Origin of the sequence: Mucilaginibacter sp. P19 (assembly GCF_050632265.1) — a bacterium.
GTDB classification, from domain to species: domain Bacteria; phylum Bacteroidota; class Bacteroidia; order Sphingobacteriales; family Sphingobacteriaceae; genus Mucilaginibacter; species Mucilaginibacter gossypii.
This window is the reverse complement of record NZ_CP192586.1, coordinates 5,581,936-5,604,959: the sequence shown is the minus strand read 5'-3', so window position 1 is coordinate 5,604,959 and position 23,024 is coordinate 5,581,936. Positions and strand designations below refer to the sequence as shown.

At 43.1% G+C, this 23,024-nt stretch carries 24 protein-coding genes; all 24 read left to right on the top strand.

Features of this window, described 5'->3' with window-relative positions:
* Positions 1 to 33: 33 nt before the first annotated feature.
* Positions 34 to 1,716, top strand: coding sequence for a TAT-variant-translocated molybdopterin oxidoreductase (locus ACQ86K_RS27380; RefSeq protein ID WP_431199126.1), 1,683 nt, complete (start codon positions 34 to 36; stop codon positions 1,714 to 1,716).
* A 98-nt stretch (positions 1,717 to 1,814) separates the two neighbouring features.
* Complete coding sequence (locus tag ACQ86K_RS27375) at positions 1,815 to 3,095, top strand: 4Fe-4S dicluster domain-containing protein (RefSeq protein WP_431199125.1); 1,281 nt, start codon at positions 1,815 to 1,817, stop codon at positions 3,093 to 3,095.
* Between the two features lie 26 nt (positions 3,096 to 3,121).
* On the top strand, positions 3,122 to 4,594 hold the full coding sequence (gene nrfD / locus ACQ86K_RS27370; protein WP_091165019.1) for an NrfD/PsrC family molybdoenzyme membrane anchor subunit: 1,473 nt from the start codon (positions 3,122 to 3,124) through the stop codon (positions 4,592 to 4,594).
* 5 nt (positions 4,595 to 4,599) lie between these two features.
* Positions 4,600 to 5,136: a DUF3341 domain-containing protein gene (locus ACQ86K_RS27365; protein ID WP_090530157.1), complete on the top strand. Its 537-nt coding sequence runs from the start codon at positions 4,600 to 4,602 to the stop codon at positions 5,134 to 5,136.
* Complete coding sequence (locus ACQ86K_RS27360) at positions 5,120 to 5,704, top strand: c-type cytochrome (protein WP_091165023.1); 585 nt, start codon at positions 5,120 to 5,122, stop codon at positions 5,702 to 5,704. The genes ACQ86K_RS27365 and ACQ86K_RS27360 overlap by 17 nt, the downstream gene beginning before the upstream one ends.
* A gap of 13 nt (positions 5,705 to 5,717) precedes the next feature.
* On the top strand, positions 5,718 to 6,986 hold the full coding sequence (locus ACQ86K_RS27355; protein WP_090530151.1) for a quinol:cytochrome C oxidoreductase: 1,269 nt from the start codon (positions 5,718 to 5,720) through the stop codon (positions 6,984 to 6,986).
* Between the two features lie 48 nt (positions 6,987 to 7,034).
* Complete coding sequence (locus ACQ86K_RS27350) at positions 7,035 to 8,222, top strand: cytochrome c oxidase subunit II (protein ID WP_431199124.1); 1,188 nt, start codon at positions 7,035 to 7,037, stop codon at positions 8,220 to 8,222.
* Positions 8,223 to 8,345: 123 nt separating this feature from the next.
* Positions 8,346 to 10,133 (top strand): cytochrome c oxidase subunit I, encoded by a 1,788-nt coding sequence (locus ACQ86K_RS27345; RefSeq protein ID WP_090530144.1) that lies wholly within the window; start codon positions 8,346 to 8,348, stop codon positions 10,131 to 10,133.
* Positions 10,134 to 10,278: 145 nt separating this feature from the next.
* Positions 10,279 to 11,337: a COX15/CtaA family protein gene (locus ACQ86K_RS27340; protein WP_091165029.1), complete on the top strand. Its 1,059-nt coding sequence runs from the start codon at positions 10,279 to 10,281 to the stop codon at positions 11,335 to 11,337.
* A complete protein-coding gene (gene cyoE / locus ACQ86K_RS27335; protein WP_091165033.1) occupies positions 11,334 to 12,200 on the top strand; it encodes a heme o synthase in 867 nt (288 codons plus the stop codon). The genes ACQ86K_RS27340 and cyoE overlap by 4 nt, the downstream gene beginning before the upstream one ends.
* Before the next feature lies 1 nt (position 12,201).
* The gene (locus tag ACQ86K_RS27330) at positions 12,202 to 12,537 is read left to right on the top strand and encodes a hypothetical protein (protein WP_431200987.1); all 336 of its coding nucleotides are present in this window, start codon (positions 12,202 to 12,204) and stop codon (positions 12,535 to 12,537) included.
* Entirely contained in the window at positions 12,474 to 12,785 is a 312-nt protein-coding gene (locus ACQ86K_RS27325) for a cytochrome c oxidase subunit 3 (RefSeq protein ID WP_431199123.1), read from the top strand. The genes ACQ86K_RS27330 and ACQ86K_RS27325 overlap by 64 nt, the downstream gene beginning before the upstream one ends.
* 21 nt (positions 12,786 to 12,806) lie before the next feature.
* Positions 12,807 to 13,526 carry a cytochrome c oxidase subunit 3 gene (locus ACQ86K_RS27320; RefSeq protein WP_090530134.1) on the top strand — a complete coding sequence of 240 codons (720 nt, stop codon included), beginning with the start codon at positions 12,807 to 12,809 and terminating at the stop codon, positions 13,524 to 13,526.
* 13 nt (positions 13,527 to 13,539) lie between these two features.
* Positions 13,540 to 13,878 carry a cytochrome C oxidase subunit IV family protein gene (locus ACQ86K_RS27315; RefSeq protein ID WP_090530131.1) on the top strand — a complete coding sequence of 113 codons (339 nt, stop codon included), beginning with the start codon at positions 13,540 to 13,542 and terminating at the stop codon, positions 13,876 to 13,878.
* Positions 13,878 to 14,576 (top strand): SCO family protein, encoded by a 699-nt coding sequence (locus ACQ86K_RS27310; RefSeq protein ID WP_091165039.1) that lies wholly within the window; start codon positions 13,878 to 13,880, stop codon positions 14,574 to 14,576. The genes ACQ86K_RS27315 and ACQ86K_RS27310 overlap by 1 nt, the downstream gene beginning before the upstream one ends.
* A gap of 6 nt (positions 14,577 to 14,582) precedes the next feature.
* Positions 14,583 to 15,158 (top strand): DUF420 domain-containing protein, encoded by a 576-nt coding sequence (locus tag ACQ86K_RS27305; protein WP_091165042.1) that lies wholly within the window; start codon positions 14,583 to 14,585, stop codon positions 15,156 to 15,158.
* A gap of 25 nt (positions 15,159 to 15,183) precedes the next feature.
* Positions 15,184 to 15,462: a hypothetical protein gene (locus ACQ86K_RS27300; protein WP_091165046.1), complete on the top strand. Its 279-nt coding sequence runs from the start codon at positions 15,184 to 15,186 to the stop codon at positions 15,460 to 15,462.
* A 53-nt stretch (positions 15,463 to 15,515) separates the two neighbouring features.
* Positions 15,516 to 15,920: a DUF983 domain-containing protein gene (locus tag ACQ86K_RS27295; RefSeq protein WP_176844416.1), complete on the top strand. Its 405-nt coding sequence runs from the start codon at positions 15,516 to 15,518 to the stop codon at positions 15,918 to 15,920.
* The gene (locus ACQ86K_RS27290; RefSeq protein ID WP_091165054.1) at positions 15,898 to 16,560 is read left to right on the top strand and encodes a DUF2461 domain-containing protein; all 663 of its coding nucleotides are present in this window, start codon (positions 15,898 to 15,900) and stop codon (positions 16,558 to 16,560) included. Before ACQ86K_RS27295 ends, ACQ86K_RS27290 begins: the two co-directional genes overlap by 23 nt.
* A gap of 23 nt (positions 16,561 to 16,583) precedes the next feature.
* Complete coding sequence (locus ACQ86K_RS27285; protein ID WP_223266291.1) at positions 16,584 to 17,411, top strand: OmpA family protein; 828 nt, start codon at positions 16,584 to 16,586, stop codon at positions 17,409 to 17,411.
* A gap of 283 nt (positions 17,412 to 17,694) precedes the next feature.
* A complete protein-coding gene (locus tag ACQ86K_RS27280) occupies positions 17,695 to 18,123 on the top strand; it encodes a MarR family winged helix-turn-helix transcriptional regulator (protein ID WP_431199122.1) in 429 nt (142 codons plus the stop codon).
* Positions 18,124 to 18,197: 74 nt separating this feature from the next.
* The gene (hutH, locus tag ACQ86K_RS27275) at positions 18,198 to 19,757 is read left to right on the top strand and encodes a histidine ammonia-lyase (protein ID WP_091165065.1); all 1,560 of its coding nucleotides are present in this window, start codon (positions 18,198 to 18,200) and stop codon (positions 19,755 to 19,757) included.
* Positions 19,735 to 21,408, top strand: coding sequence for a urocanate hydratase (hutU, locus tag ACQ86K_RS27270; protein WP_091165069.1), 1,674 nt, complete (start codon positions 19,735 to 19,737; stop codon positions 21,406 to 21,408). Before hutH ends, hutU begins: the two co-directional genes overlap by 23 nt.
* Before the next feature lie 346 nt (positions 21,409 to 21,754).
* Positions 21,755 to 22,981 (top strand): imidazolonepropionase, encoded by a 1,227-nt coding sequence (gene hutI / locus ACQ86K_RS27265; protein ID WP_091165073.1) that lies wholly within the window; start codon positions 21,755 to 21,757, stop codon positions 22,979 to 22,981.
* Positions 22,982 to 23,024: the final 43 nt, after the last annotated feature.

Below are 23,024 nucleotides of genomic sequence, written 5' to 3'. Positions count from 1 at the left end.
AAAGAATTTAGCATTACAGTTTATACAGCTTAAATGGACAGCAATAAAAAATACTGGAAAGGTTTAGAAGAACTAAACAGAACACCAGAATTTGTTGAGAAAAATAAGAACGAATTTGCAGAGCCAATTCCTATCGAGGAAGTGCTTAGCGGATCTGGTTTATCAGCTAAAACTCCACGCCGCGACTTTTTAAAAGCGCTTGGCTTTGGTGTTGGTGCGGTTACATTGGCAGCTTGTCAGAAAGTGCCGGTGCATAAATCAATTCCGTACCTGATCAAACCTGAAGAGGTTACCCCGGGTGTGGCTAACTATTACTCTTCAAGCTATGAAGGTCAGGCTATTTTGGTTAAAACCCGAGAAGGTCGTCCTATCAAAGTAGAAGGTAACCCTAACGATGTGTTTTCAAAAGGTGGTTTAAGCGCCCAGGCCCAGGCTTCGGTACTTGACCTGTATGATGTTAACCGTTTAAAAGACCCTAAGTTAAAAGGTGTCGAAGCAGGTTGGGCCGAGGTTGATGCTTATGTAATGAAAGAGCTTGCAGCTGTTGCTGCATCAGGCAAATGTATCCGTTTGGTTACTTCTACTGTATACAGCCCTTCAACCTTAGCAGTTATTGCCGAGTTCATCGCTAAATACCCTACTACAAAACATATCAATTATGATGCGGTTTCCTACACCGGTATCATTCAGGCTAATCAAAACAGTTTTGGTAAAGCAGTATTGCCTCACTACAATTTTGATAAAGCCGATGTAATTGTAAGCTTTGGTGCTGATTTCTTAGGTACATGGATCTCTGGCGAAGAATTTACCCGCCAGTACGTTTCAAACCGTAACAGCAAATCGCTGGCCAACAAAAAAATGTCTCGTCATATTCAGTTTGAAACTGGTATGAGCATGACCGGTACTAACGCCGATGCCCGTATCACTACCAAACCATCTGAAATTGGCGTTGCATTAATAAACCTTTACAATGCAATCTCTGGTACTACTTTACCTGGTTCAAAAGCAACCGGCAACAAAAAGGTGGATACCGCTATCCAGTTAGCCGCTAAAGAATTAGTAGCAGCTAAAGGAAAAGCATTGGTTGTTTCAGGTTCAAACGATGTTGCTACACAAGTATTGGTAAACGCTATCAACTCATTGTTAGGTAGCTACGGTACTACTATCGATTTGGATAACCCATCAAAACAATACGCTGGTAACGATGCTGCATTTGTTGAGTTTGTAAGCGAAGTAAAACGTGGTGATGTTGGTGCAGTATTATTTTTGAATGCTAACCCTGCTTACGATTATTACAAAAATGATGAGTTTATAGCAGCGTTGAAAAACGTTCGTTTAACAGTATCATTTGCTGATCATGACGACGAGACAGCTTTATTAGCTACCGTTAACGCTCCAAACCACCATTATTTAGAGACGTGGGGCGATGCTAACGCTGTTGAAGGTTACTACACAGTAGTACAGCCAACAATTAATCCGGTTTACAACACCCGCCAGGCAGAGCACAGCTTACTGGTTTGGATGGAAAACCCTATAAAAGATTACTACACTTACGTGCGCAAAACCTGGGATTCGGGTTTGTTGGCAAAAGGAGGCTTGTCTGGTCAAAAAGGCTGGGAAACCTTGTTGCAAACAGGTATGATTATAGCTGCTCCAGCAACCGCAGGCGCTTACAGCTTTAGCCTTGACCTTGCCGGTGTAACCCAAAAATATTAACCCAAAGCAAAGCTGTTGCCGCTGATGGTGACAAATTTGAATTACAGCTTTATGTAAGCCAGGCTATAGGTGATGGTAAACGTGCCAACAACCCATGGTTGCAGGAACTTCCTGATCCGGTTTCAAAAGTTACCTGGGATAACTTTGCTGCCATGTCAATTTCTGATATGAAGAAATTGAAACTGGAAGAAGGTGATGTGATCAAAATCGAAGCTAACGGTTACTCAGTTGAGTTACCGGTATTAGCCCAGCCTGGTCAAACTCAGGGAACTTTATCTGTTGCTGTAGGCTATGGCCGTACAAATGCTGGCCCGGTTGGTAACTACGTTGGTAAAAATGCTTTCCCATTCTTTAGCTTAAGTAATGGTACTTTCCAAACTGCTGCTGTAGCATCATTCAAATCGGCTGGTTACAAATCGCCGCTTGCGCAAACACAAACCCACCACTCGTACGAGGGCAGGAGCGTGATCCGCGAGGCTACTTTTGTTGAATACAAAAAGAACCCTGCTGCGGGAAGCGGTAATGAGCACGGTCGTAAAGATTACAACGCTGAATCGCTTTGGGATAACCACGATCGCCCTGTTTATGACTGGGTAATGGCTATCGACCTTAACGCTTGTACCGGTTGCGGTGCCTGTGTGGTTGCATGTTCTGCAGAAAATAACATCCCGGTTGTAGGTAAAGATGAGGTTTCACGTCGTCGTGAAATGCACTGGATCCGTATCGACCGCTACTATAGCTACAATGACCATGGCAACAGCGAAGAAGCAGTTACCAAAGAAAAGGAAATTGATAAGCTTGAGAACTTTGACAATGTATCGGTTGTTCACCAGCCAATGCTTTGTCAGCACTGTGACCACGCACCTTGTGAAACTGTGTGCCCGGTATTAGCTACCGTTCACTCGTCAGAAGGTTTAAACCACATGGCTTACAACCGTTGCGTAGGTACACGTTATTGCGCTAACAACTGTCCGTTCAAAGTACGTCGCTTTAACTGGTTCAACTACTGGAACGATGCACGTTTTGATAACTACCTGCAAGGTGAGCATACACAATTAGTACTTAACCCGGATGTGGTTACACGTTTCCGTGGTGTTATGGAAAAATGCTCAATGTGTATCCAACGCATCCAGGCTGGTAAACTGAAAGCTAAAATTGAAAAACGCCCGCTTAAAGATGGCGAAATCAAAATGGCTTGTCAGCAAACATGTTCTGCCAACGCTATCGTATTCGGTAACAGGAATGATCCTAACTCTGAAGTTTCAAAAGCACTTGCAAGCGAAAGAACTTACTACGTGCTTGAAGAACTTAACGTACAACCAGGTATTGGTTACCAGACAAAAGTTAGAAATATAATAGAAACTGAAGCTCAGGCATAAATTTTTATATACAGAGATTAAGATATATGGCATCTCATAGTGAATCAATAATAAGGGAACCGTTAATTACGGGTAAGGACATCACGTATGCAAAAATTACGAATGATGTATTACGCCCTGTAGAAAATATGCCGGGTAAAGCCTGGTGGATCGGCTTTAGTGTAGCCTCGCTTGGCGCCTCGCTTTGGGTTTTCGCAATCAGCTGGACCTTCTGGTTCGGTTTGGGCGAATGGGGCCTGAACAAAACAGTAGGATGGGCCTGGGACATTACCGGTTTCGTATGGTGGGTAGGTATCGGTCACGCCGGTACGCTTATCTCGGCGGTATTGTTACTGTTCCGTCAAAACTGGCGTAACTCTATCAACCGCTCGGCCGAAGCGATGACAATCTTCGCGGTAATTTGTGCGGCTACTTATATCGCCGCTCACATGGGCCGTCCGTGGATGGCTGTTTATTCATTACCGTTGCCAAACCAATACGGCTCGTTATGGGTAAACTGGAACTCACCGCTTATCTGGGACGTATTTGCGATCTCAACATACTTCTCGGTTTCATTGGTATTCTGGTACACAGGTTTATTGCCTGATATCGCTACCATCCGTGACCGTGCACAAGGTATCCGCCGCCGTATCTACTCGGTATTGTCATTCGGCTGGACAGGTTCAGTTAAAACCTGGCAACGTTTTGAAACAGTATCATTGATCCTGGCAGGTGTTTCAACCCCACTGGTACTTTCGGTACACACCATCGTATCAATGGACTTTGCAACTTCATTGGAACCGGGATGGCACACTACCATCTTCCCTCCATACTTCGTTGCAGGTGCGATCTTCTCGGGTTTCGCCATGGTACAAACCCTGTTGCTTATTGCACGTAAGGTTTTAGGTCTGGAAAACTACATCACCATGTTCCACATCGAATCGATGAACAAAATCATCATGTTAACAGGTTCGATAGTAGGTGTGGCTTACTTAACAGAGTTGTTCATCGCTTTCTACTCTCAAAACGAGTATGAGCAATATGCTTTCGCAAACCGTATAGCCGGTCCGTACTGGTGGGCTTACTGGAGCATGATGACCTGTAACGTAATTACCCCTCAGCTGTTCTGGTTCAAAAAGATCCGTACCAACATTCCGTTGTCATGGGTATTATCAATTGTGGTTAACATCGGTATGTGGTTTGAGCGTTTCGTAATTATCGTAACCTCACTGCACCGCGACTTTATACCATCAAGCTGGGCTATGTTCTATCCAACCTGGGTTGACGTAAGTGTGTTCATCGGTTCAATCGGTGTATTCTTTACCATGTTCCTGTTGTTCATCAGGGTATTACCTTCTGTGGCTATGGCCGAGGTGAAATTACTGTTGAAAAGCTCAAGCGAGCAGGCTAAGAAGAAACTTATGGACGAAGGCCATGTTGTACCGGCCGAAGCAGAATTTTACATCGCTTCGCTGGAGAAATTTGATAGTGTTGAACAGTCTGAATACTTAAAAGCATAATACTAATGAGTAGCACTAAATATATATTAGGCGTTTTTGATGATCCCGATGAAATGATGCACGGGATTGATAAGCTGCAAAAGAACAGCGTACCTATTTATGACGTTTATACGCCTATGCCTATCCACGGTATTGAGGCTAAATTGAACATTAAGGATTCGCGTTTAGGTTATGCAGCATTTATGTTCGGTTGTTTGGGCGGTACCATTATGTTCAGCATGGTTTATTATATGCTTGTTCATGATTGGCCTATCAATATCGGTGGTAAAAACTTCTTTGCTATCCCGGATTTTATCCCGGTTACATTTGAGTGGACGGTATTATGGACCTCATTTGGTATGACCTTTACTTTCTTCTTCGCAAGTCACCTTTTCCCGGGCCGTGCGCCAAGGGTAATGGACCTGCGTGCAACTGATGATAAGTTTGTAATAGCGATCAATGCTAAAGGAAACATTTCTCACGATGATATAACTAATTTACTAAAAGAAGCGGGCGCTACAGAAGTTAAGCATAACGACAGAAAATATGTTAGCTATGAATAAAATTAAAATATTAGGAACAATTGTTACTATTATCGCTGCTTCGATAATTTTTACATCGTGCAAGGATAAAAGGAGTACCGGCTGGGAGTATGCACCTAATATGTACGAGCATTTGGCATACGATCCGGATCAGAAAAATAATAATTTTAAAGATGGTAAAACCGCTCAGTTACCACCTGCCGGAACTATCCCGGTTGGCTTTACCAAATTTGATTATCCAAATACCAAAGAAGGTTATGAATTAGCCAGTGTTGAGGTTAAATCTGTACTGGCACAAACTCAGGCTAATTACGCCGAAGGTAAGATTTTGTTTGAGCACTTTTGCTCACCTTGCCATGGTGTTAACGGTCAGGGTGACGGTTTAGTGGTACAGCACGGTTATCCGGCTCCTCCATCATATTCAAAAGGCCAGTCATCACGCGGTGGTAACATGAAAGACCTTACAGACGGTAAAATTTATCATACCATTACTTACGGTGTAAATGCTATGGGTTCATACGCTTCTCAGCTTGCTCCCGAAGAACGCTGGAAAGTGATCATGTATGTTCACCATTTACAAACCTTATAAGAAAAAGATATTAATGAAGACTCATAATAATTTTGACGGGCAATACGAATTTGTCGGCAAAGCCAAAACATGGAGCTTAATATGCATCGTGATTGGTTTGGTTGCCATACTTGGTGGCTTTGCGCTTGGCTACGCTGAGCGTACCTTTGCCAACCTGTTGCTAATGACCTATTACTTTGCAGCGGTTTGTATGTGCGGTATTTTCTTTTGCGCCGTGCAATATGCAGCACAAGCTGGTTGGTCTGCATCAATGATCAGGATTCCACAAGCTTTTGGTAAAGTTTTACCGATAGCAGCAATTACCCTTATTGTGGTAGTTATCGCAGGGTTTTCATTAACACATACAGTAACCAATGAAGAAGGTAAGCAGGTTGTAGCTCCTTACTTGTACAAAATTTGGGCTGCTGCCGGTGTTACTGATCCTCATAACGAAAATTACAACGCCATTATAGCTGGCAAAGCCGGTTACATGAATAAAGTTGGATTTATAATCCGTTTAATTTGCTTCCTTGGTTCATATTGCATATTTGGTCGTTTATTGGCTAAATATTCAGAAGCGGAAGATGATTTGGGCGGCATGTTCTACTACAAAAAGAGCTTTAACATGTCATGCTTATTCCTGGTGATCTTTGGTTTTACTACACCAATATACGCTTTCGATACCATCATGTCATTAGAAGCAGAATGGTTCTCAACTATGTTTGGTTGGTATAACTTCGCAGCAATGTGGGTTAGCGGTTTATCTGTTATTACACTTACATTAATCAGGTTAAAACGTATTGGTTACTTTGAATGGGTTTCAGAAGATCATATGCATAGCTTAACCAAGTTTATCTTCGGTTTCTCTATCTTCTGGACTTACGTATGGTTTGCTCAGTTCTTATTGATTTACTATGCTAACATGCCTGAGGAAACAGTTTACTTCTTTAAACGCTGGGAGCCTGAGTTTAAACCTTGGTTCTGGATCAACATCGTAGTAAATTTCCTTACTCCGTTATTAGTGTTGATGTCACGTGACTCTAAACGTATCTATCGTACTGTTGAGATTATGTGTATTATCTTGATTGTTGGTCACTGGTTAGATTACTTTATGATGATCATGCCTGGTACAGTTGGTCCAACTTCATCGTGGTTAACTGAGATTGGCCCGATTGAGATAGGCGTGTTCTTAGGTTTCGGAGGTTTATTTACCTTCACTGCGATGACTGCTTTAACCAAGTTCAAATCGTTGGTTCCTAAAAAACACCCGTTCTTACAGGAAAGCCTTCATCATCACATATAATAATTATTACATTTGCACCATATACAGAATACCAAACAGCTTACTAAAATGGGATTCAGAAAACTAATAAATTCTAAAAAACTACTATCGTTCTTCGCTGCGTTTATGCTCCTGGGCACAAACCTGCTGATGGCGCAAACTGCGGCAGGTGCTGCTCCGGGCCAGGAAGAGGCCCCTAAGGTTGACTGGACCGGGATTGCGTATTATGTGCTTATATTTTTCCTGATCTGCTTAGGCGTCGCCATTGTTGGTAAAATCCTCAAGATCTACGATCTTACTTTAAAGATGCAAGGCAAAAAAGGCATTAAGTGGAATACCGTGATGGCTGTAATTTGTATTGTTTTCCTTTTTGTAGGTTTATACGGTGCTTACTGGTCATTCACCGAACAGGGCAGTATGACATTGCCGGAAGCCGCTTCGGCTCATGGCGTTAAAATAGATGAGATGTTTACCGTCACCACTGTTTTAACAATGATAGTATTTTTTGTTACCCAGATCCTGCTGTTTACATTCCTGTTCCAATACCGTCATTCTGATAAACGTCGTGCACACTTCCTGCCTCACAATAATACCATCGAAAAAGTTTGGACAATTGCACCTGCTATCGTTCTGACTATCCTGGTTGTGTTTGGTTTCTTTACCTGGCAGAAGATCATGAACAGCGAAAACCTTAAAGATGATATCAATATCGATGTAACCGGTCACCAGTTTGCCTGGGAATTGCGTTACCCTGGTAAAGATGGTGTATTAGGCCCCAAAGATTTCCGTTTGGTTACAGGCGCTAACTTGTTAGGTGTTAACTTTAAAAAGAAAAGCAGTTTTGATGACTTGAAGGTTGATACTATGTATCTGCCGGTTAACAAATCAATCAGGCTGAATATCCTTGCACAGGACGTGATCCATAGCGTTTATATGCCTCACTTCAGGGTTCAGTTGAACGCGGTACCTGGTTTACCAACCTTCTTTAAATTTACCCCGACTATTACTACCGCAGAAATGCGTACCAAATTAGACGACCCTAAATTTGAATATACCCTTTACTGCAACAAAATATGCGGTGGAAGCCATTACAACATGCAAAAAGTTGTACGTGTTGTTTCTGAAGCCGAATATCAGTTATGGCTGTCAAGGCAAAAGCCTTACCTCAATGATGCTTTAAGAAAAGAGCTTCATTTTGCGGCAGCAAACAACGAGCAAAGCGGTGCTTCAACAAATAGGTTAGCGTTAAATAATTAATAAAGATAAGAAATAGAGATATGTCAACATTAGCAGTTCACGACCACGCAGGAGCCCACCACGACGAGACACGGTCACGAACACCATCATGACCAATCATTCCTGTCTAAATATGTATTTAGCATGGACCACAAGATGATTGCCAAGCAATTCCTGATTACAGGTATTACGATGGCGGTTATCGCAATGATTTTGTCAATCCTGTTTAGGATCCAGCTTGCTTACCCTGATAAAACATTCCCGCTGTTAACAACTTTGTTGGGTCGTTTTGCACCTAACGGTCGTATCAGCCCCGATTTTTACCTTGCTTTGGTTACCATACACGGTACTATCATGGTATTCTTCGTACTAACTGCCGGGTTGAGCGGTACTTTTGCCAACTTATTAATTCCATTGCAGGTAGGTGCACGTGATATGGCTTCGCCTTTCATGAACATGCTTTCATACTGGTTCTTCTTTTTAGCCAGCGTTATCATGTTGTCATCTTTCTTTGTACAAAAAGGCCCTGCCAGCGGTGGCTGGACAATCTATCCGCCATTATCTGCATTGCCAAAAGCAATGCCGGGTTCAGGTGAGGGTATGACCCTTTGGCTGATCAGTATGGTACTGTTCGTTGCATCATCTTTAATGGGTGGTATCAACTACGTAAGTACTGTATTAAACATGCGTACAAAAGGCATGGACCTTTGGAAAATGCCTTTAACTATCTGGGCTTTATTCCTTACTGCTATATTAGGTATCCTTGCTTTCCCGGTTTTAGTTGCTGGTGTAGTATTGTTGATATTTGACCGCAGTGTTGGTACAAGCTTCTATTTATCTGATATCGTATTAAACGGCGTACAGCAACCATTTGAAGGTGGTAGTCCGATCCTGTTCCAGCACTTGTTCTGGTTCCTTGGTCACCCGGAAGTATATATCGTTATTATGCCTGCGATGGGTATCTCATCTGAGGTAATGTCGGTAAACTCACGTAAGCCAATCTTTGGTTACCACGCGATGGTTTACTCTCTGATCGGTATCACTGTATTATCGTTTATCGTATGGGGCCACCACATGTTTGTTACAGGTATGAATCCATTCCTGGGTGGTGTGTTCATGATCACTACGTTGATCATTGCGGTTCCATCGGCAGTAAAAACATTTAACTGGTTAGCTACGCTTTGGCGCGGTAACATCAGGTTTACACCTGCTATGCTGTTCGCTATCGGTATGGTATCGTTCTTTATCTCTGGTGGTTTAACAGGTATCTTCCTGGGTAACGCTACTTTGGATATCAACTTACATGATACTTACTTTGTGGTTGCCCACTTCCACCTCGTAATGGGTTCGGCTGCTATATTTGGTATGCTTGCAGGTGTTTACCACTGGTTCCCTAAAATGTTCGGCCGTATGATGGACGAGAAATTAGGTTACCTGCACTTCTGGTTAACATTTATCTGTGCTTACCTGGTATTCTTCCCAATGCACTTTATGGGTCTTGACGGTGTTCCACGTAGGTATTATGCCTTCACCGAATTTGCTTCAATGCAAAAATGGTTAACCATCAATACATTTGTAACCTGGGCTGCTATTATCGCCGCACTTACCCAATTTGGTTTCCTTTATAACTTCTTTGTATCCATCTTCAAAGGACAAAAAGCAACTCAAAACCCATGGGAGTCAAATACACTTGAATGGACTACTCCTGTTGAGCACTTACACGGCAACTGGCCGGGCGAAATTCCAACCGTTTATCGTTGGCCATATGATTACAGCAAACCAGGTGCAGAAGAGGATTATATCCCTCAAACTGTTCCTTACTCGCAAACTATGAGCTCAAACCTTCCGCACGATTTTGAAGATAATCCTGCAGGTTTGGAAGAACTTAATAAGTTTACAAGTACGCTGAAAGCAAACGAACAAGTAAAATAATTAATACTTATCTGATCTTTTAGGGTACCATCCTAATTTGAAGATTTGAAAATGTGGAAAAATTTGAAAATCGATATTTTCAAATCAATAAATTTTCAAATCTTCAAATTCAGAATAGGTACCCTAAATTTTTAGAACTATTTAGATGAGCACAGCCAGAAAAAATAGGTTTCAAAAGATCAATATTACAACCATTGTTCTGCTCTTTGTTTTGATTCTTGCCGGTGGTGTTGTGCGTAGCTCAGGTTCAGGCATGGGATGTCCCGACTGGCCAAAATGTTTTGGAAGGTACATTCCGCCTACTGATATCAGTGATCTGCCTAAAGATTATAAACAGAAATACGTAGCCAAACGGGTTGAAAAGAACCAGCGTTTTGCAAAAACACTTGATGTATTTGGTTACAGTGATCTGGCAAAACGAATACGCGAAGATCGTTCTATCCTTGTGCCTGAGGAGTTTAATGCAGGCAAAACATGGACTGAGTATATCAACCGCGTTATTGGTGCTTTATCTGGCTTTTTTCTTTTGCTTTCTGTTGTTTTTTCATTCAGCTACTGGAAAACGGATAAGAGGATAGCCATCCTGAGTATTTTTAATCTGGTGCTTGTGGGGTTTCAAGCGTGGTTAGGCTCAATCGTGGTATCTACCAATTTGATTGCCTGGATTGTTACCGTACACATGCTTTTAGCGCTGGCTATCTTAGCTATTTGTATTTACACTTATCATGTAGCACGGATTTCGGGTAAAAGTACTTCAGGGTCGTCACCTTTGGTTTACGTTATAACGCTTGCTGCACTGTTTGTAAGTATTCTGCAAATTGCTTTCGGAACCGAGGTACGTGAGAAAATAGATGCGGTTGCCAATCATTTTCAGGGAGGTTACCGTAAAGATTGGATCACCAATGCCGGCGAGATATTTCAACATCACAGGGATATAGCCATTTTGGTGTTGATATTGAACGTTGCTTTGTTTGCTTTGATCCGTAAAGGCTTTAACAGGCATTCTATTCAGCAGCAGCTGATGAGTTTTACATTTTTAATGATCACGTTGCAGATAGTAACCGGGATCTTGTTATCATATCTCGCATTGCCGCCTGTTGCCCAGGCTGCACATATTGTATTGGCGAGTTTAATATTTGGGGCACAGTTTTATTTGCTTTTAAATTTATTTCAGGGTGTTAAGGGTAGGGAGGTAAGCAGATGAAATGGACTGATTTTTCAAAATTGATCAAAACAAGACTTACTACCTTGGTGGTATTTTCGGCGTCGATATCATTTTTAATCGGAAGTCGCGCAAATGGCCATATTGTTTGGATTGATTGGGTAAAGCTTATTATAGGTGGTTTCCTGGTTACATCGGCAGCCAATGCTTTTAACGAAATCATCGAAAAAGATTTGGATAGGCTGATGAAGCGTACTATGGACAGGCCAATCCCTTCAGGCAAAATGACTACGGGGCAGGCATTGGTATTAGGTTTAGGCATGGGCATGGCCGGTACTTACTTGTTAGGCAGCTTAAACCTGTTAACCGGCTTACTATCTGTATTTTCGATTTTATTGTATGCATTTGCATATACGCCTTTAAAACGCAAATCGGGTATTGCAGCAGTTTTTGTTGGCGCTATCCCCGGAGCGTTGCCGCCGCTTATAGGCTATGTAGCTGCGCAGGTTCACGGTAGGATAGACGAAATAGCCTTAATCTTATTCTCTATCCAGTTTATCTGGCAGTTTGTCCATTTCTGGGCTATTGCCTGGGTTTTGGATGATGATTACAAGCTCGCAGGTTTTCGCTTGTTGCCGTCAGGTAAAAGAGATTTAACAAGTGCGGTAATTACGTTTATATTTGCCATCGTTTTATTACCCGTAAGTTTATTGCCAACCTTTTACGGTTATGGTGGTTACTGGGTAGGCGGTGTATCGCTGATATGCAGCTTAATATTTTTATATCAGTCATTTATGCTGTTACGTACCCGGCAAATACCCGAGGCTCGTAAATTAATGTTCGGCTCGTTTTTTTACCTGCCGGTAGTTCAGATAATGTTTTTAGTAGATTTTATAGTTAAGTGAGATGATGGCAAGGATGGAACAAGATAACGACAGGCTGAACCTTGGTGCCAAAAAGTTTAATATGTGGATCTTCATATTCACATCATTTATGCTTTTTGCAGCTTTTACCAGCGGCTTTATCGTTTATTCGGGAGGCAGCGGGCACGGTTTAAATGTGATCATGCCGCAGTCGTTTTTGTATAGCACTATTGTTATAGTGTTAAGCAGCGGCTCGTTGTTTTTAGCGTCAAAGGCTGCCAAGGCGTTGCAGTTTGACAAACAGAAGCTGTATTTATGGATCACATTGGGCTTAGGGCTGGCTTTTTTGCCTTACAGATCTATGCCTGCTATGTGTTAACCTTCAAAATGCAGATCTATTTTGTTGATCCTAATGCTTCACGCTCCTTTGTTTATGTTTTTGTTGGCGCGCATTTGGTACACATTTTTGCGGCGCTGTTATTGCTAATAAATACACTTATAGGTACATACCGTAATATCCCCCAGGTAAGGAATATGTTTAAGATGGAATTAACTTCCATTTTCTGGCATTTTCTCGATATTATATGGATTTATCTCTATGTTTTTTTACTTTTGAATCATAATTAATACACCCATAGATTAGTACAGATGAGTACAACAGTTTCACAAATTGACGAAGTAAAAACTTCGCCCTGGTCGGGAGGAAGATCCCCGTTCAACGTGGAGTACGGAAAAATAATGATGTGGTTTTTCCTCCTTTCGGATGCATTTACCTTTTCATCGTTATTGATAGCTTACGGTTCATTGCGTTTCAGCGCAAGCGTATGGCCAGGTGCGGATAAGGTTTTTCAATCAGTACCCGGATTAGTTGATCACGGTGCACCATTGGTGTTTGTGGGTTTAATGACCTTCATCCTCATTGCAAGTTCTGTTACTATGGTATTGGCTGTAGAGGCGGGCCATCGTAATGCTAAAAAAGAGGTAGTAGGTTGGATGATAGCTACAGTGATAGGCGGTTTCATGTTCCTTGGTTGCCAGGCTTTGGAATGGGGACATTTACACCATGAAGGTTTCTGGTGGGGAAGTGTTCCGCCTGCCGAAGAACTTAAAAAGTTATTTACCGGCGGCACCGAAGCTGTGCAACATATGACTTCGCAGGAGTTTGCTAACTTGTTCTTTACTATCACAGGTTTCCACGGTTTCCACGTATTTACAGGTGTTATTATCAACATTATTATTACGGTAAACGTGTTAATGGGCACATACGAAAAACGAGGCAGTTATTTAATGGTTGAAAAGGTTGGTTTGTACTGGCACTTTGTAGACCTTGTTTGGGTATTCGTATTTACATTCTTTTACTTAGTTTAAAAATATTTATCATATGTCAGCAGAATCGCACGAAATTCATCACGATGGTGATCATGAAACCATGAGCAGAAAGCGGATATGGCAGGTTGCAGGTATCTTAACTGTTATTACCTGTATCGAATTCTTTATCGCGCTTGTATGTGTGCCTAAAGGAATTCTTCCGATACAGTATGCCAATCCTGTATATATCGTTTTAACCTTGCTTAAAGCATTTTATATAGTTGCATATTTCATGCACTTGAAGTTTGAGAAAATGGGTCTCATATTGTCAATAGCAATTCCGGTAATATTTATAATCGGTTTAATCCTGGTACTTACAAACGAAAGCCACCACTGGGTTGACCTGAGGTAATGAACAAGGCTTCTATATTAAAAAAGATCCTGATCCTGGTACTCATATTAGCGGTACCGGGATTTTTATATTATTTACTTACCGCTAAAGGTAAAAACAGGTATAAGCCCCTCGCTGTTTTTGGGCCAAAGTTGGTTGCCAAAACTGGGCATAAATTTCACGGCAAGTACATTCCTGATACCATCTACCACACCATTCCTGATTTTAAACTTACCGATCAGGAAGGAAAGCCGGTTACACTGAACACACTGAAAGGAAAGATTTTTGTAGTTAATTTCTTTTACGCTAACTGTCCTACGGTTTGCCAAACCATCAACAAAAACATGAGCTGGCTGGTGGGTACGTATTACAAAAACAAGATGGTTTACTTTTTAACCATCACAGTTGATCCGGAACATGATACTCAGGAAGTATTAAACAAATACCTGCAAACATTTAAGCCCGAATCAAACCGCTGGCTGATGTGCAGTGGCGATACTTCATCGGTTTACAACTTTGCCCGTAATGGGCTGTTTGTAAATGCTGCAAAAGCCGGTAGCGACTTTGTTTACAGCGATGATTTTGTACTGGTTGATCAGGAACACCGGATTCGTGGATATTACAAAGCAGCGGTAACACCAGAGGTAAACCGCCTTAACGATGAGATAAAAGTGTTGATAGCCGAAGAGCTTCGTAAAGTTGATAAGCCGTTATATTAATTTGCCATGAGTGATAAATTTATAATCCGCTTTGTTGCGGGTGTTACCATATTTGTAATTGCAGTAGTTGTTTTGTTAAACAGGCACCTGATACCGGGCCCGGCTGTGGCTCCTGCTTTTACACCTTACCTGCCGATGCTTAATGCTGTACTTAACGGCACTTGTACCTTATTGCTTCTTTTGTCGTTATATCAAATTAAACAAGGGAATATAACACTGCATAAACGACTTAACATTGTTACGTTCTGTTTATCGTCGTTATTCCTTGTATCGTATATCCTGTTTCATTACCTGATGCGTAACGAGATCGTTTACGGAGATCTTAACGGCGATGGGCAATTGTCAGCAGCAGAAAGGACATCTGCCGGTTTTTTGAGGACAATATACTTAACCATTTTGACGCCGCATATTATACTTGCGGCAGCTGTTTTGCCGTTAATATTATTGAGTTTTTACCGCGGGCTGCAAATGCAGGTTGAAAAGCACCGTAAGCTGGTGCGCTGGGCTTTCCCGATATGGTTGTATGTTACCGCGAGCGGTGTGGTGGTCTACTTAATGATCCGTCCGTTTTATCATTTTTAATTTATAATTGGTTAAATTTGTACTTATGAAACAAGGTTTTAAAGTTATCCTTTTTGTAATGGCCCTCGGCCTTATGCTGATTGCCCGTGAACCTGTAAAAGCTCAGTGCGCACAATGCGCTGCTACTGTTGAAACCAACGCACAAAGCGGTAGTTCAAAAACAAGGGGTTTAAATAACGGGATCCTATTTTTATTGGGTGCTCCTTATTTTGCTGTAGCATTAGGTGGTTACATCTGGTATAAAAAATACCGTCGTAAAGATGTTAAGCTTGAGATGCGCGGCGAAAAACTTAATCTGAATTAATAAGCAGCTGCGGGTGTTATTTGCCGCTTTTGTAACCTTATAAGATACTTATCGTGTCTCAAACACCAAAGTCATGGGCTATGCTTAAATGTAAATGTCCGCGCTGCAGGCGCGGCGATATGTTTAAGGGTAGCCCTTACAGTTTCTCCAATAAAATAAATCTTAACTGCCCTCATTGCAACCTCTTTTTTGAGATAGAGCCTGGCTATTTTTATGCCGCCATGTACGTTAGTTATGCACTAAATGTGGGCGAGGCCCTCGGCATTGCCTGGCTTACTTATTTGGTTACCCATAACCAGGATTCGCCGTGGTTATATCTTGGTGCTATAATTTTAGGCTGTTTTGTACTTGCTCCTGTAAATTTCAGATATTCGCGTGTGTTTTTGTTGTATTGGTTATCACCCAAGATACATTACCAAAGCTATTTAGATACCGATGATATACCAGGAAAGTATTGATTTTTTAAAAGATCTCGCCGTAAATAACAACCGCGAATGGTTTGCCGCCAATAAAGAGCGTTACGATAAAGCCCGCGAAAATGTAATTGATTTTACAACGAAGGTGCTTGACAGCGTTCGTAAAATTGAAGCAGGCATGGACGAGAACCTTGATGCCAAAAAATGTGTGATGCGCATTTACCGCGACATCCGCTTCAGTAAAAATAAAGCGCCTTATAAAAATAACTTTGGGGTAAGTATGCCAACCTCGGGCTTAAAAGGTGGCGGTGTTGAATATTATCTGCATATCCAGCCCGGCAATTCATTTATCGGCGGCGGATACTGGATGCCGGAGGCGCCACATCTGAAAGCAATTCGGCAGGAAATTGATTACAACGCTGCCGATCTGAAAAGAATCATCGACCAAAAGGAGTTTGTTAAGCTATTTGGTGATTTCAGAAAGCAGGAGCAGCTTAAATCGGTACCGAAGGGATACGAACCCGATAATGAAAATATCGACCTGCTAAAGCTTAAAAGCTTTGTTGCCTGGCATAAGCTGGAAGATAAAGAGCTAACGGCCCCTGGTGCGGAAAAGCTGGTTGCTGATGTATGCAGCATGATCCATCCGCTTAATGTATTTTTGAAGAACGCCCTTTCTTAATTGGATATAACCCCTTAATAACTATGAAAATTAGATATGCATTTTTAGCCGCTGCTGTATGTTTCACAATGTACTCATGCAAGGTAATGTCTCCAAAAGCATACAAAAGCCTTGTTGCCGAACGTGACTCTTTAGCTAACCGCACAACAAACCTTGAAGGAGAGCTTGCACAGCTGCAGGCAGATACAGCCCGCCTGCACAACCAGCTTGCCGATCTGCGTAAAAACAACAGTGTATTAAACAGCAACCTGGATGCAACATCATCAAAAGCTAACGAATTGGCCGCCCAAACCTCAAGACTGGCTGCTGATTTGAAAAAACGTGAAGCCCGTTTAAAGGAAGTAGAAGATATTTTAAAGAAACGCGATGAGGCTACTAATGCATTGAAAGATAAATTGCAGAAGGCATTATTAGGCTTTCAGCAAAGCGGTTTAACGGTAGATATCAGAAATGGCAAGGTTTATGTATCATTAGCTGATAAGTTATTGTTCCCTTCGGGCAGTATCATTATTGATGAGAAGGGTAAGGCTGCGTTGAAGCAATTAGCGGTGGTGGTAAACAAGGAACCAGATATCAATATGGCGGTTGAAGGTCATACGGATGATAAGAAAGTAAAAAACCTTGGCCAGATCAAAGATAACTGGGATTTGAGCGTTTTACGCGCTACCTCGGTAACCCGCTACCTGACCGAAACTGAAGGTGTTGACCCGCACAGGCTCACTGCAACAGGTAAGAGTGAGTTTCAGCCGATAGATGCCAGTGGTACTGATGAAGCCCGCGCAAAGAACAGGCGAATAGAGATCGTGCTTACCCCTAAGCTCGATGAGTTATACAACCTGATCACTAAGTAATAAATGAAAAGCTCCCGGATAACCACCGGGAGCTTTTTTGTTTCAAGCAGATTCCTTCCCGCTCCTAAGAAGTTGTTTAAATTTTGGCGGAGAGCTTTCATGTAGAGACGCATAATTGCGTCTCCCATAGGACAAGCAGCTTTGCATGTGTTTAACTACCTTAACTTGCATACTGTAGACGCAATTATGCGTCTCTACATTAAAAAGAACACAATTTTTTAACTGATTCTAACAAGCTCCAAATAAAATTTGCAATTATATAAGTACTTATATAAATTGCATCATGAATTTATATCAAAGCCTCGGGCATCTGGTTTTGGGCAGCCGTTTGAGGCGGCTGAGTGAAGCTTTTTTGGCCGAAATTAATCGTGCTTATCAAACCGCAGGTATCGATTTTGATGCCAGCTGGTTTCCCGTGTTTTATTTACTGTCAAAGAATGATGCTTTATCTATCAAAGAATTAAGCGAACAGATAGAGGTTTCACATCCGGCTGCCAGTCAGCTGATCACTAACCTGAAAAAACGGGGACTTGTAAGTACTGATACCTGTAGCGACGATGGCAGGCGGCAACTGGTTACCCTTACTGCCGAAGGGCGTGAGTTGCTGAAACAGGTCATACCTGTTTGGGATGCTATCAGCCTGTCGATGGCCGACCTTGTTGCTAAAGACGAGAACTGCAAAACAATTATTGCCGGCCATAAGCGCGCTTGAAAATACTTTTCGCCAAACTAAACTGGCCGATAACATCGTTGAAAAACTGAATACCAATTTAAAACCCGCCGGCAATGACTGATATATTTAATTACGGCACGGACCATCTTACAATAGGTATTTGTCTTGATATAGCAGCAGGCAAAACCAAAGGCATCATTAACAAAGAAGCCGCCGATATGATCAAATCTTCATGGCGCGAGGTGGAAAAGATTGTGCATAGCCATCACCCGGTTTATGGCATTAACACCGGCTTTGGCCCACTGTGCGATACCCGGATCTCGGAGGAAGACACCAGTTTGCTGCAAAGTAATATCCTCAAAAGTCATAGCGTAGGTGTCGGGAAACCCATCCCGCAGGAAATTGCCAAACTCATGATGATTACTAAAGTGCAGGCTTTGGCACAAGGCTATTCGGGTATTGCGCTTGCAACGCTTCAGCGGATCATTTGGCATATCGATAATGATATTATCCCGGTGGTTCCGGAAAAAGGCTCTGTAGGTGCTTCCGGTGACCTGGCTCCTTTGTCCCACCTGTTTTTACCATTGATTGGTTTAGGAGAGGTATTTGAGAATGGCGGGAGGATACCGGCCGGAGAACTTTTAAAGAAGCACGGTTTACAGCCGTTATCCCTTGGCCCCAAAGAAGGCCTGGCCCTTATCAATGGTACACAGTTTATCCTGGCTTTTGCGGTTAAAGCTGTACAACGACTGGATGACACCCTGAACCGTGCCGACCTCATCGGTGCCATGTCATTAGAGGGATTGATGGGCTCTATCCGTCCTTTTGATGAGCGGCTGCACCAGATCAGGCCTTTTAAAGGTACAAGGATGGTAGCCCATCGGCTGTTTACTTTGCTTGACGGATCGGAAATCAATTCGTCGCACATCAATTGTGATAGGGTACAGGATCCATATTCGTTGCGTTGTATGCCGCAGGTACATGGTGCTTCACGCAATGCATGGCTGCACCTGAAAGAGCTTACGGAAATCGAACTCAATTCGGTTACCGATAACCCGGTTATTTTTAATGCCGATGATACCATTAGCGGGGGCAATTTTCATGGACAGCCACTTGCTCTGCCGCTTGATTATGCAACCACAGCAGCAGCCGAAATTGGTAACATTGCCGACAGGCGCTGCTACCTGATGAGCGAAGGTCGTTACGGTTTGCCCAAACTGCTTACGCATGATGCCGGGCTTAATTCGGGCTTGATGATTCCGCAGTATACTACTGCCGCCCTCGTTACCGAAAATAAAACCCTGTGTTTCCCCGCCAGTGCCGATAGTGTGCCAACCTCACTTGGGCAGGAGGACCATGTATCCATGGGTTCCATAAGCGGGCGCAAGCTGCACCAGGTGATAGATAATATTGAATACATTCAGGCTATTGAACTGCTTTACGCGGCACAGGCTATGGATTTCCGCAGGCCGCTAAAATCGACGCCGGTTATTGAAGCTTGCCATCAGCTGGTAAGACAGCATGTGGCTTTTATACAGGATGACCGCGTTTTTGCTGTTGATATTAACAGTCTTCACAAACTTATTACGGATGGCTCCCTGCTGAAAACTGCAGTTGAAGCTGCTATTGCTCACCAAATAGATTTAAGTCATGACGAGTTCGGAATTTATTAAAACCTACGCTAATCATCCGGTGTACAAAGCACCGCGTGGTACGCAGCTTCATGCCAAAAGCTGGCAAACCGAGGCTCCGCTCAGGATGCTGCTTAATAACCTCGATGGTCAGGTAGCCGAAAATCCTGATGAGTTAGTGGTTTACGGAGGTATCGGTCAGGCCGCGCGTAACCCGGAGGCGCTCCGCAAAATTATTGAGTTGCTGCTGAAATTGGACGAATATCACTCGTTGCTGATCCAGTCGGGCAAGCCTGTAGGGATTATCCGTAGCCACCCCGAAGCACCAAGGGTTTTGATTGCCAACAGTAACCTGGTACCTGCCTGGGCCAACTGGGAGCATTTTAATGAGCTGCGCGAAAAAGGGTTGATGATGTACGGGCAGATGACCGCCGGCAGCTGGATCTACATAGGCACACAGGGCATTTTACAGGGCACCTATGAAACTTTTGTGGAATGCGGTAATCAGCATTTTAATGGCGACCTGACAGGCAAACTCATTGTAAGTGCCGGTTTAGGTGGTATGGGCGGTGCTCAGCCGTTGGCGGCAACTATGGCGGGTGCCGTGTTTTTAGGTGCCGATGTAGATGTGTCACGGATTCAAAAACGGGTTGATACGAAATATATTGACAGGATGACTTCATCATATGATGAAGCCATCTCCTGGATAAAAGAAGCTATCGCCAAAAAAGTAACACTTTCGGTAGGATTAGTGAGCGATGCCGGTGATTTGCTTGAAAAGTTATTGAAAGATAATATCGTTCCTGATATACTTACTGATCAAACTTCGGCACATGACCCTTTAAATGGGTATATTCCTAATGATTTGTCATTAAACGAGGCTGCTGCATTAAGAAAAGATGATGCAATGGAGTACAAACGGCGTTCGCTGAAAAGTATGGCAAGGCATGTAGGTTTGATGCTGGCACTGCAAAAAAGAGGTGCGGTAACTTTTGATTATGGTAACAACCTGCGTGAGTTTGCCCGGCAGGGAGGTGAAGCCGATGCTTTTAATTTTCCGGGTTTTACGCCGGCTTATATCCGTCCGCTGTTTTGCGAAGGGAAAGGGCCGTTCAGGTGGGTAGCACTATCCGGTGACCCAGAAGATATTTATACTACCGACCAGGCGTTAATCGAAGCTTTCCCCGAAAATAAGCCATTAATTACCTGGCTTAAAAAGGCAAGAGAGAAAATTGCTTTTCAAGGATTGCCTGCCCGCATTTGCTGGCTGGGCATGGGTGAGCGTGAAAAAGCCGGGCTGATATTTAATGAACTGGTGGCCTCCGGTAAAGTAAAAGGCCCGATAGTAATTGGTCGTGACCACCTGGACTGCGGTTCAGTAGCATCGCCCAACCGCGAAACAGAAGCCATGTTAGATGGCTCGGACGCGGTATCCGACTGGCCACTGCTCAACCTAATGGCGAATGCCTCAGGTGGTGCAACCTGGATCTCGTTCCACCATGGCGGCGGGGTAGGTATGGGTTACTCCCAGCACGCCGGTATGGTAGTACTGGCCGACGGCAGTCATCGCGCAGCAACCTGTTTAAAAAGGGTGCTGTATAATGACCCGGCCATGGGTATCTTTAGACATACTGATGCCGGATATGATAAGGCTGTGGAGTGGGCGGATAAGTTTGGGTTGAAAGTGTGGTAAAGCAAGTGATAACGTTATACGCCACGCAGATTCGCTGTCGGCCTGATAGATACTTAGAACGCGATAATCCTCAGGGTCCTCTGCGAGAGACCCTGAGGGAACGTAAAGTGTGGTAAAGCATAATATGTAAAAAGGTCATTACGAGTAATTAAAATCCGCGGCCTTTGAAGGAAGATAACATATGCCTACCGTCATGCCGAATTTATTTCGGCATCCCATAGGACAGGTGGCCGCTTTGCTTAGTATGGCCGCTTAGCGAGTGGGGTGCTGAAACAAGTTCAGCATGACCTTGATTTTTATAATGTCATGGGTAGATACGAAGCAACCCCCGATCTAAGATAGAACGATGAAAAAACTAACAGGTCCATTTACACAAATACTGCCTTTAACAGGCTTGCCGATTAAAGGTGCCCTGAAAGATGAGCAATTGCACATAATTGCCAATGGGGGTGTGTTAATTGAAGATGGGCTGATACTTGCTGTTGATGATTTTGAAAAACTCCGCACAAACTATCCATCGGCACAAATAGAAGAAATTACCGGCGATCATGTATTACTGCCCGGGTTTGTGGATTGCCATACGCATCTTTGTTTTGCTGGTAGCAGGGCTAAGGATTATGCCATGCGCAATTCTGGCAAAAGTTATTTGGAAATTGCCGCATCGGGGGGCGGGATCTGGGATTCGGTAACTCAAACCCGTTTGGCTACAGAAACTGAATTAAGCAATTTACTGGCGAAACGGATAGCCCGTCATTTGGCAGAAGGTGTAACAACTATTGAAATTAAAAGCGGTTATGGTTTGTCGGTAACGGAAGAACTCAAACAGCTAAAAGTTATCCATCAGGCTGCTAACAAAACTCGTGCTCATATTGTGCCAACCTGCCTCGCTGCGCACATTAAACCGAAAGATTTTGATGGTGAAGGAAATGAATACCTGAAATATTTGTTAAATGATCTGTTGCCGAAGATAAAGCAACAGGATTTGGCTAACCGTGTTGACATTTTTATTGAGCAAAGCGCTTTCAATACCAGTGATGCATTGTTTTATTTAAGCAGGGCTAAACAAATGGGTTTTGAGGCTACTGTTCATGCCGATCAGTTTACAACCGGAGGCAGCGAGGTTGCTGTTAAAGCCAGAGCTGCTTCGGCCGATCATCTGGAGGCCAGTGGAGATTATGAGATAAAATTATTGGCTAATTCAGATACTGTTGCTGTAACTTTGCCCGGCGCCTCGTTAGGCTTGGGAATGGGATATGCCCCTGCCCGGAAACTGCTTGATGCCGCAGCCAGCCTCGCCATCGCCAGCGACTGGAACCCCGGCTCGGCCCCAATGGGCGATCTGCTGATGCAGGCGTCGGTAATGGCGGCGGCAGAGAAGTTAAGCACGGCCGAAGTTTTCGCCGGTTTAACCTATCGCGCGGCACAGGCATTAAAGTTAAATGATCGCGGTGTATTAACTAAAGGCAAGCTTGCCGATATGCAAGCCTACCCATGTAACGATTACCGCGAGATATTATATCACCAGGGAAAACTAAAACCGGCCCAAGTTTGGACGGCAGAAAATAACGATTAAGCAGATATTACGATTTGCTTAGCTACCAATGAACCATTGAACT

What these genes read in the sequence shown, in the direction of transcription:
- ACQ86K_RS27325 (WP_431199123.1), top strand. Translation starts at nt 12,474, where the DNA reads ATGGATCACATTGGGCTTAGGGCTGGCTTTTTTGCCTTACAGATCTAT.
- ACQ86K_RS27340 (WP_091165029.1), top strand. Translation starts at nt 10,279, where the DNA reads ATGAGCACAGCCAGAAAAAATAGGTTTCAAAAGATCAATATTACAACC.
- nrfD (WP_091165019.1), top strand. Translation starts at nt 3,122, where the DNA reads ATGGCATCTCATAGTGAATCAATAATAAGGGAACCGTTAATTACGGGT.
- ACQ86K_RS27355 (WP_090530151.1), top strand. Translation starts at nt 5,718, where the DNA reads ATGAAGACTCATAATAATTTTGACGGGCAATACGAATTTGTCGGCAAA.
- ACQ86K_RS27315 (WP_090530131.1), top strand. Translation starts at nt 13,540, where the DNA reads ATGTCAGCAGAATCGCACGAAATTCATCACGATGGTGATCATGAAACC.
- ACQ86K_RS27300 (WP_091165046.1), top strand. Translation starts at nt 15,184, where the DNA reads ATGAAACAAGGTTTTAAAGTTATCCTTTTTGTAATGGCCCTCGGCCTT.
- hutH (WP_091165065.1), top strand. Translation starts at nt 18,198, where the DNA reads ATGACTGATATATTTAATTACGGCACGGACCATCTTACAATAGGTATT.
- ACQ86K_RS27310 (WP_091165039.1), top strand. Translation starts at nt 13,878, where the DNA reads ATGAACAAGGCTTCTATATTAAAAAAGATCCTGATCCTGGTACTCATA.
- ACQ86K_RS27280 (WP_431199122.1), top strand. Translation starts at nt 17,695, where the DNA reads ATGAATTTATATCAAAGCCTCGGGCATCTGGTTTTGGGCAGCCGTTTG.
- ACQ86K_RS27360 (WP_091165023.1), top strand. Translation starts at nt 5,120, where the DNA reads ATGTTAGCTATGAATAAAATTAAAATATTAGGAACAATTGTTACTATT.
- ACQ86K_RS27285 (WP_223266291.1), top strand. Translation starts at nt 16,584, where the DNA reads ATGAAAATTAGATATGCATTTTTAGCCGCTGCTGTATGTTTCACAATG.
- ACQ86K_RS27330 (WP_431200987.1), top strand. Translation starts at nt 12,202, where the DNA reads ATGATGGCAAGGATGGAACAAGATAACGACAGGCTGAACCTTGGTGCC.
- hutU (WP_091165069.1), top strand. Translation starts at nt 19,735, where the DNA reads ATGACGAGTTCGGAATTTATTAAAACCTACGCTAATCATCCGGTGTAC.
- ACQ86K_RS27380 (WP_431199126.1), top strand. Translation starts at nt 34, where the DNA reads ATGGACAGCAATAAAAAATACTGGAAAGGTTTAGAAGAACTAAACAGA.
- ACQ86K_RS27365 (WP_090530157.1), top strand. Translation starts at nt 4,600, where the DNA reads ATGAGTAGCACTAAATATATATTAGGCGTTTTTGATGATCCCGATGAA.
- cyoE (WP_091165033.1), top strand. Translation starts at nt 11,334, where the DNA reads ATGAAATGGACTGATTTTTCAAAATTGATCAAAACAAGACTTACTACC.
- ACQ86K_RS27345 (WP_090530144.1), top strand. Translation starts at nt 8,346, where the DNA reads ATGGACCACAAGATGATTGCCAAGCAATTCCTGATTACAGGTATTACG.
- ACQ86K_RS27305 (WP_091165042.1), top strand. Translation starts at nt 14,583, where the DNA reads ATGAGTGATAAATTTATAATCCGCTTTGTTGCGGGTGTTACCATATTT.
- hutI (WP_091165073.1), top strand. Translation starts at nt 21,755, where the DNA reads ATGAAAAAACTAACAGGTCCATTTACACAAATACTGCCTTTAACAGGC.
- ACQ86K_RS27350 (WP_431199124.1), top strand. Translation starts at nt 7,035, where the DNA reads ATGGGATTCAGAAAACTAATAAATTCTAAAAAACTACTATCGTTCTTC.
- ACQ86K_RS27290 (WP_091165054.1), top strand. Translation starts at nt 15,898, where the DNA reads ATGATATACCAGGAAAGTATTGATTTTTTAAAAGATCTCGCCGTAAAT.
- ACQ86K_RS27320 (WP_090530134.1), top strand. Translation starts at nt 12,807, where the DNA reads ATGAGTACAACAGTTTCACAAATTGACGAAGTAAAAACTTCGCCCTGG.